At 76.8% G+C, this 207-nt stretch carries 1 pseudogene; it reads left to right on the top strand.

Annotation, left to right across the window (positions count from 1 at the left end):
* Positions 1-207 (top strand): annotated as a pseudogene (locus BST12_RS30505) (PE family protein); the annotation flags it as partial.

Here is a 207-nt window from a genome sequence, read left to right as displayed (position 1 = left end):
GGGCCGGCTACTTGATCGACGCGTACGGCGGCACCGGAGGCAGCGGAGGTGTGGGCGGGGTCGGCGCCGTGGGTAACGACGGCCTCAGCGGGGGTGCCGGCGGTGCCGGCGGCCACGGCGGGTGGCTCTTCGGCGACGGTGGCGCCGGCGGCACGGGTGGCAATGGCGGAAATGGCGGCAACGGCGATGGCGGTGCCGCGGGTGGAG

Origin of the sequence: Mycobacterium angelicum, assembly GCF_002086155.1 — a bacterium.
GTDB classification, from domain to species: domain Bacteria; phylum Actinomycetota; class Actinomycetes; order Mycobacteriales; family Mycobacteriaceae; genus Mycobacterium; species Mycobacterium angelicum.
Note: the sequence above shows the minus strand (reverse complement) of the source record. Positions and strands in the feature narration are given on the sequence as shown.